This is a genomic window from Halorubrum tibetense (assembly GCF_042661865.1).
Classification (GTDB): domain Archaea; phylum Halobacteriota; class Halobacteria; order Halobacteriales; family Haloferacaceae; genus Halorubrum; species Halorubrum tibetense.
Genome location: NZ_JBHSWW010000143.1, coordinates 1 through 6121, shown reverse-complemented (window position 1 = coordinate 6121; position 6121 = coordinate 1). Strand labels below are relative to the sequence as shown.

6 protein-coding genes and 1 pseudogene are annotated in these 6121 nt (G+C 67.9%); 3 read left to right on the top strand and 4 right to left on the bottom strand.

Annotated features, from left to right (window positions below; all coding sequences use genetic code 11):
• Positions 1 to 89, bottom strand: an 89-nt coding sequence (locus ACFQEU_RS18280; protein ID WP_465261130.1) for a DUF7993 family protein, incomplete at its 3' end; no start/stop codon positions are given.
• Positions 89 to 541: a DUF2240 family protein gene (locus tag ACFQEU_RS10025; protein ID WP_379781719.1), complete on the bottom strand. Its 453-nt coding sequence runs from the start codon at positions 539 to 541 to the stop codon at positions 89 to 91. The genes ACFQEU_RS18280 and ACFQEU_RS10025, both read right to left, overlap by 1 nt.
• A 196-nt stretch (positions 542 to 737) precedes the next feature.
• Between ACFQEU_RS10025 and ACFQEU_RS10020 the strand changes: the two genes are divergently transcribed.
• Positions 738 to 1724, top strand: a complete 987-nt coding sequence (locus ACFQEU_RS10020; protein WP_379781717.1) for an NOG1 family protein — start codon at positions 738 to 740, stop codon at positions 1722 to 1724.
• Positions 1725 to 1864: 140 nt separating this feature from the next.
• On the opposite strand, the gene ACFQEU_RS10015 is transcribed toward ACFQEU_RS10020, so the two are convergent.
• Both ACFQEU_RS10015 and ACFQEU_RS10010 read right to left on the bottom strand, forming a co-directional pair.
• The gene (locus ACFQEU_RS10015) at positions 1865 to 3880 is read right to left on the bottom strand and encodes a formate/nitrite transporter family protein (RefSeq protein ID WP_379781715.1); all 2016 of its coding nucleotides are present in this window, start codon (positions 3878 to 3880) and stop codon (positions 1865 to 1867) included.
• Positions 3881 to 4003: 123 nt separating this feature from the next.
• The gene (locus tag ACFQEU_RS10010; protein ID WP_379781721.1) at positions 4004 to 5278 is read right to left on the bottom strand and encodes a TIGR00341 family protein; all 1275 of its coding nucleotides are present in this window, start codon (positions 5276 to 5278) and stop codon (positions 4004 to 4006) included.
• Between the two features lie 181 nt (positions 5279 to 5459).
• Here ACFQEU_RS10010 and ACFQEU_RS10005 point away from each other — a divergent pair, with 181 nt between their 5' ends.
• Complete coding sequence (locus ACFQEU_RS10005) at positions 5460 to 5711, top strand: hypothetical protein (protein WP_379781713.1); 252 nt, start codon at positions 5460 to 5462, stop codon at positions 5709 to 5711.
• Between the two features lie 255 nt (positions 5712 to 5966).
• A pseudogene (locus ACFQEU_RS10000) lies at positions 5967 to 6121 on the top strand (homoserine kinase); the annotation flags it as partial.

Genomic DNA, 6121 nt, shown 5'->3' with positions numbered 1-6121 from the left:
AGCGCGCGGAGCCGCCCCCGGTCGCCGGTCACCTCCGAGGCGAGGAGTTGTGCGATCCGGACCCCGTCTGTCAGCCGCTCCTCGACCATCACTCGCCCCCCGCGAGCTCCGCGCGCACGTCCTCGGCGAGCCGGTCGACCGCCGCTCCCTGCTCTTTCGCGTAGAGGACTGCCGCCGCCTCGATGGTGATCGCGAGCGCCCGCTGGCGCTCGTTGATGGCGGCGACTGCGCGCTGCTTCTCGACGCCGGCGTCGACGATGGCGTCGAGGGCGGTCTCGAACGTCGACTGCTCGCGTAACACCTCCTCGGACGGGCGGAACTCCTCGGGGACCGTTACGTCAGCCGGGTCGAAGCGGGCCACGAGATCGCCGTCCTCCTCCTCGACGAGCCCGCGCCCAACCGCCACGTCGACGAGGCGCTTCGCTTGGTCGGGAGAGAACCACTCGCGCTCCAGCGACAACGCAACCACGAACTCACCCTCGCCGAGCCGCTCCGTCGCGTGCCGCTGGAACGGGGCGGCCACGGTGGCTTCGAGGCTCATGTCCGAACGGGGGCTACCGACCGGGGTAAACGTACCGGAGCGGGACGGGACGACGCGGTCGGACACCGGTGGACGGTCGAGCAGTGACGGACGGTCGAACGGTTGCGGACGGTCGAGCGCTGCGGTCCGTGCGGAGCCGTGTCGCGGCGGGCGGGAAACGGACGCGCTTATACGCCTCGGCCGGGTACGCCGGGGTATGATATTCGAGGGCCTCCCGACGACCCCCCGCTCGGAGGAACTCGTCGACAAGGCGTTCTCCCGGGCCGCACGCGCGGGACGCGCCAAGCGCGGCCACGAGGCCCAGGAGTCGATGCTCCGGACCGCCGGCAACGTCCTCTCGGACAACTTAGAGAACGTCGTCGTCTCCTGGCCGGATTTCGGCTTCGACGTCGACCCGTTCTACTACGAGCTCGCCGACGCGATCGTCGACGTCGACCGGCTCCGACAGGCGCTCTCTCAAGTGATGTGGGCGAGCCGGCAGATCGAGGAACTCCGCGACGAGTACACGACCAAGATCCGCAATTCCGACGTCGACACCGCCCGGAAACACCGAAAGCAGGCGTTCGCTCGGATGGCGGACATCATGGACCAGATCGAGGATGATCTCCGCTACATCGGCGACTCTCGCGACGACCTCCGTGACCTCCCCGACATCCGCCCGGACGAGCCCGCGATCGTCGTCGCCGGCTACCCTAACGTCGGCAAGTCCTCGTTCGTGAACCGCGTCACGCGCGCCTCGAACGAGATCGCCGAGTATCCCTTTACGACCCGCGGCGTTCAGGTCGGCCACTTCGAGCGCGACCGCGTCCGGTACCAGATCGTCGACACGCCCGGCCTCCTCGACCGGCCCGAGGAGGAACGGAACGACATCGAGAGGCAGGCCGTCAGCGCCGTCTCCCACCTCGCCGACGCGGTGCTGTTCGTCCTTGACCCCTCCGGCGACTGCGGCTACCCCCTCGACGTGCAGCTCGAGCTCCGCGAGGAGGTCCGTGCGCTGTTCGACGAGTCGATACCGCTGATCACGGTCGCGAACAAACACGACCGGTTCGACGCGGTTCGCGCGGAGGCCGTCGACGCGACGATGAGTATCACCGAGGACGAGAACGTCGAGCACGTCCTCGATATCGTCGTCGACGCGGTCGACTACGACGCCGGGTTGCCGACGCGGGACGCCGAGGAGTAGCTACCGATTTCGTGTCGTCCGGTCCGGTTTCATCCCTCCGGATCGTCTCGTGTCGTCCCCCCGGTTTCGCGTCGAGCGTCCTGGCAGTTTGGAGTCGGCCGCTCGTTACCCCGCACGACAGCTCCGGCTGCCGACCCGGACTATTTCGTGTTCCGCTCTCCGCCGTCGTCCCCGTCATCGTTGCTGTCGCTCCAATTTCCGGTCGGTTCCGCTTCGTCGCTTTCGCCTCGGTCCTCGTGATCGGCGATCACCGCCTCTTCGGTCGGGTACTCGTCGCCGTCGGGGTCGTCCGTCCGCGTCGCGGGCGCATCGGTCGCCTCTGCCACCTCGCTGCCGGGGCGCTCCTCCCCCACGGATTCGACGTCCGTCGTCGCCCCGGTCTGCCGTCGGCCGCCGCCGAACAGCCGCTCACGGAGCGAGCGGCGTTGCGGCCGCTCCGCGAGTAACAGCGAACAGTCGATATCGTCGATGATGTCCAGATGGAGGGCGTTCGAGACGAGCCGCGAGAGAACGCCTTTCTCCGTCGCTCCGATGACGACGAGCGTGTTCTCCCTCGCCGCCTCGACGATCGCCGTCTCGACGTCGCCGCCGTCGTCGACGATCCGGTTCGCCTCCTCGAGGTCGTGCTCCGCCGCCCACGAGGCGAGGAACGCCTCCCCCTCCGAGCGGTCCGCCGCGTCGTCGACGACGTGGAGGAGCGTCACCTCCGCGTCCGCGGTCCGCGAGAGGGTGCTCGCGACCTCCGCGCTCAGCGCGGAGTCCGGCCCGCCGGCGGTCGGAAGGAGGATCCGGGAGGTGTCGAACTCGCGGTCGTTCAAGATCAGGAAATCACAGGGGAGCTGGTTCGTCAGCTCGTCTATCGGCCGCTCCGCGCGTGCGGCGCTCCACAGGTGGTTGTCGCTCCACCCCATCAACACGGCGTCCGGGCGGGTCCGTTTGGCCATGGTGAACACCTCCTCGAACGAACGGTGGGAAACGACGGTCGAGCTCGACACCTCGACGTCGTATTCGCCCGCGGTCTCCCGGAGCGCCGTCAGTCCCGATTCGGAGACGTCGACGACCTGTCCGGAATCTCGCGACACGGACATCCGTCGTGGTGCCTGCACGACGTGGACCATGTGGACGTGTCCGTCCTCGTGATCGCTCGCGATCCGGCTCGCGAGCTCCACGATGGGAGCGTCCGTTCGCGGGTTCGTCACCGGGACCATCACGCGATACCCCTCGTCGGCGAACAGCGTCGCCTCCGCGGTGTTGAGGATGGGGACGTACGAGCGGCCCGCTGCCCGTCCGAGCAGCCACTCCGGAACGGAGAGCCGGCGAGACATCCCTTCGAACCGGGCGTTCTCCAGCCGCTCCTCGCTCGTGTGGAAGTAGTTCACCAGCGTGACGAGGACCACGCCGCCGGCGGTGTTGCCGAGCAACACCGGTAACACGAACTCCACCATCCCCACGTAGAGCCCGAGTGTCCCGACGAACATCAGGAACAGGGCCTCCGTGAAGGAGACGACGACGTGATACAGGTTCCCGAGCGGGATCGCGAGGAACGCCAGATACACCACGAGCGTTCGGGTCACGGTGTCCGTCGTCGCGAAGCCGACCCAGACGACGCCGGCGACGATGAGACCGGCGATGGCGGCCTTGAAGAACAGCGCCCACCAGTCCGTGTCGACACCGGACTGTGAGATCGACATCGCGACGTCCATCACTTCCGGCGAGAAGACGCCCGTATACGCCAACACGACCGCGCCGAACGCGCCGCCGACGAAGTTCCCGGCGAGCACGATACTCCAGTGTCGAAGCAGGGTCGGGAAACTGGCGAGCCGCTCCAGCGTCAGTGCGACGGGCGGAAGCGTGTTTTCCGTGTACAGCTGGTACCCGCCGATGATGATGTAGATGAACCCGAGCGGGTACAACAACACGCTCAGTATCGGGTGACCGTTTGTCGCCTCCGTCATCGAGGCGTACAACAGGAACGTGATCGTGATCGCGAGCCCCGCCGCGATCCCGCTGAAGAACAGCTCCCGGCCGCCCGAGGTCACTTCCTCGTCGGCGGCGGCGATGATACGCTGGAACACTTCGTCCGAGGAGAAGCGATCTCGAACGGCCTCGCCGACCGCCGGTGCGCCGCTCCGGGACCGCTCGACTACGTCCCGCATCGAGTCGTCGGGTCGTTGCTGATCGCTTACTGGAGTACCGAGCGTCCCCCGAGTAAAAATGGGTTGGCCTTGCCACGTGCTCGCGTCGCCACGCTCAGTCCCCCGACGCTCGGGCGGTCGCGTTCACGCCCGGTCGACCGTCATCACGCGCACCTCCACGTCCACGCGCTCGCCGGTCACCGCCTCGATCCGCGTGTCGAGTCGGCCCGCGATCCCCTCGACGGCCGTCCCGGGTGGTGCGCCGACCGTGACAACGACCCGGTCCGTCGAGAGCGGCGGCACCGTTCCGGTCCGCTGGACGTCCAGATCCAGCAGCTCCAGCTCGTCGTCGATAGCCGCCAGCTCGTCGTCGACAGCGTCCCGTATCTCGGCCTCGGCAGTCGAGGCGATGTACGTGTCGTAGGTCACCCCGCCGAGGAACACCGACAGGATCCCGATAGCGACGACCAACACGGTGACGCGTTTGATCAGCGCGGCCCGCGCTTCGTCCTCGCGGAACCACTGTTGTGGGCGGTACCCGTTGTACCACAACACCACGAGCGCCGAGAGGTTGATCGAGAGCACGTTCACCGCCACGATCACCCCCGCCCCGATCACGAGCCGGGGGATCCCGAAGGCGATCCCGATCCCGACCGCAGCCGCCGGCGGGATCAACGCGACCGCGATCATCACGCCGACGAGCGTCGCGGAGACGCCCGTCATCAGCGAGACGATCCCCGCCACGCCGGCCCCGATCGCCACCGCGAGCACGAGCACGTTCGGAGCCAGCCGTTCGGCGACCTCCGCGAGCTCGAGCGGGTCGAGCCCCGGCGGAACCAACGCGAGCGACCGCAAAGCGGCGGCGAAGGCCGTCGCGGCGATGACCGCGACCGCCACCCCGATCACCTGCATCCGGACGCCCCGCCGAAACATGGACTCGTCGTCGACGACGGTGCCGATCGCGGCCGACATCGCGGGCCCGATCAGCGGCGCGATCACCATCGAGCCGACGACCGTCGCCGGTGAGTTCAACAGCAGTCCGGCGGTGGCGATCACCGCCGAGATGACGGTCATGAGGACGTACGTCCGCATCCCCGACGCCAGGTCGGCCGCCTTGGCCTGGAGCTCCTCGCGGGAGATCCGGTCTTCCGCGCGCTCGGACTCCGCGGCGTACTCCGCTTCGAGCGCCTCGAACCGCCGTGATATCACCGTTTCGGCGTCGACGATGACGGTGTAGGTCCGATCATCGATCCCGGCCTCCCGGAGCCGTTCGAGAACGGGTTCGACCGCCGCAGTCGGAAGCGGGAACGTCGCCACCGCGGTGTACTCGCGTCCGCTCGTCTCGTCGGTGACGACGTAGTCGACCCCTTCCTCGTCGAGGGCGCGGACGACCGCCGCGCGCTTCCCCGCCGGGATCATCACTTGTACCAGTCGCACGGTCCGTGGTCGACACGGTACGGCTTATACCTCGGGGATCGGGGGCGGGCACACGACCGTCCTCAAACCCGGTCTCCCCTACAGGCGGTGTGATCCCGTCCATCTCACCGTCCCCACGTGAAACGGAACTTTAATGCGCGAATCCCACGGACTCCCGGATGAGATGCTATCGCCGCTGACCATCGACGCGTTCCTGCTCGATTACCACCTCGGGCACGTCCTGCTGCTCGCGTTCGTCGTCTCGCTTCTGGGCGCGGCCCCGTTGAAGTCCCAGAGGGTGATCGCCGCCGTCGTCATGGGCTTCGGCGCGATCTTCCTCATGGCACCGTTCACGACGCTCCCGGCGGTGTACGTTCTCTTCGGCATCGGGCTCGCCGTCGTCGGTCCGCTGTTGTGGACCACGGCCGACTCGTAACCGCCCCCTCGCTCCGCGTCTTCTCCGTTCCCTTCGCTCCGCGTCTTCTCCGTTCCCTTCGCTCCGTGTTTCCTTCGTTCCCTTCGCTCCGCGTCTTCTCCGTTCCCTTCGCTCCCCGTTTCCTTCGTTTGTCCCGCTCTCAACGCCGCGCCGATCGACGGTCCACCGCGCGTTGCCTGCGGCCCGTTACCGGTCTTCCGTTGCCCGTTTTGTTCGATCCCGCTCCTTTTTGACGCCCCGGAGTGAGTCACTCGCATGGTCACGGTACGGGCACCTGCGACGAGCGCGAACCTCGGGAGCGGCTTCGACGTGTTCGGCGCGGCGCTCTCACGCCCGGCCGACGTCGTCACCGTCGAGCGCGCCGACCGGACCACGATCGAGGTGACCGGCGTCGGCGCGCAGTACATCCC

Coding starts and splice junctions, on each gene's coding strand:
- ACFQEU_RS10020 (WP_379781717.1), top strand. CDS start 738: ATGATATTCGAGGGCCTCCCGACGACCCCCCGCTCGGAGGAACTCGTC.
- ACFQEU_RS10025 (WP_379781719.1), bottom strand. CDS start 541: ATGAGCCTCGAAGCCACCGTGGCCGCCCCGTTCCAGCGGCACGCGACG.
- ACFQEU_RS10015 (WP_379781715.1), bottom strand. CDS start 3,880: ATGCGGGACGTAGTCGAGCGGTCCCGGAGCGGCGCACCGGCGGTCGGC.
- ACFQEU_RS10005 (WP_379781713.1), top strand. CDS start 5,460: ATGCTATCGCCGCTGACCATCGACGCGTTCCTGCTCGATTACCACCTC.
- ACFQEU_RS10010 (WP_379781721.1), bottom strand. CDS start 5,278: ATGATCCCGGCGGGGAAGCGCGCGGCGGTCGTCCGCGCCCTCGACGAG.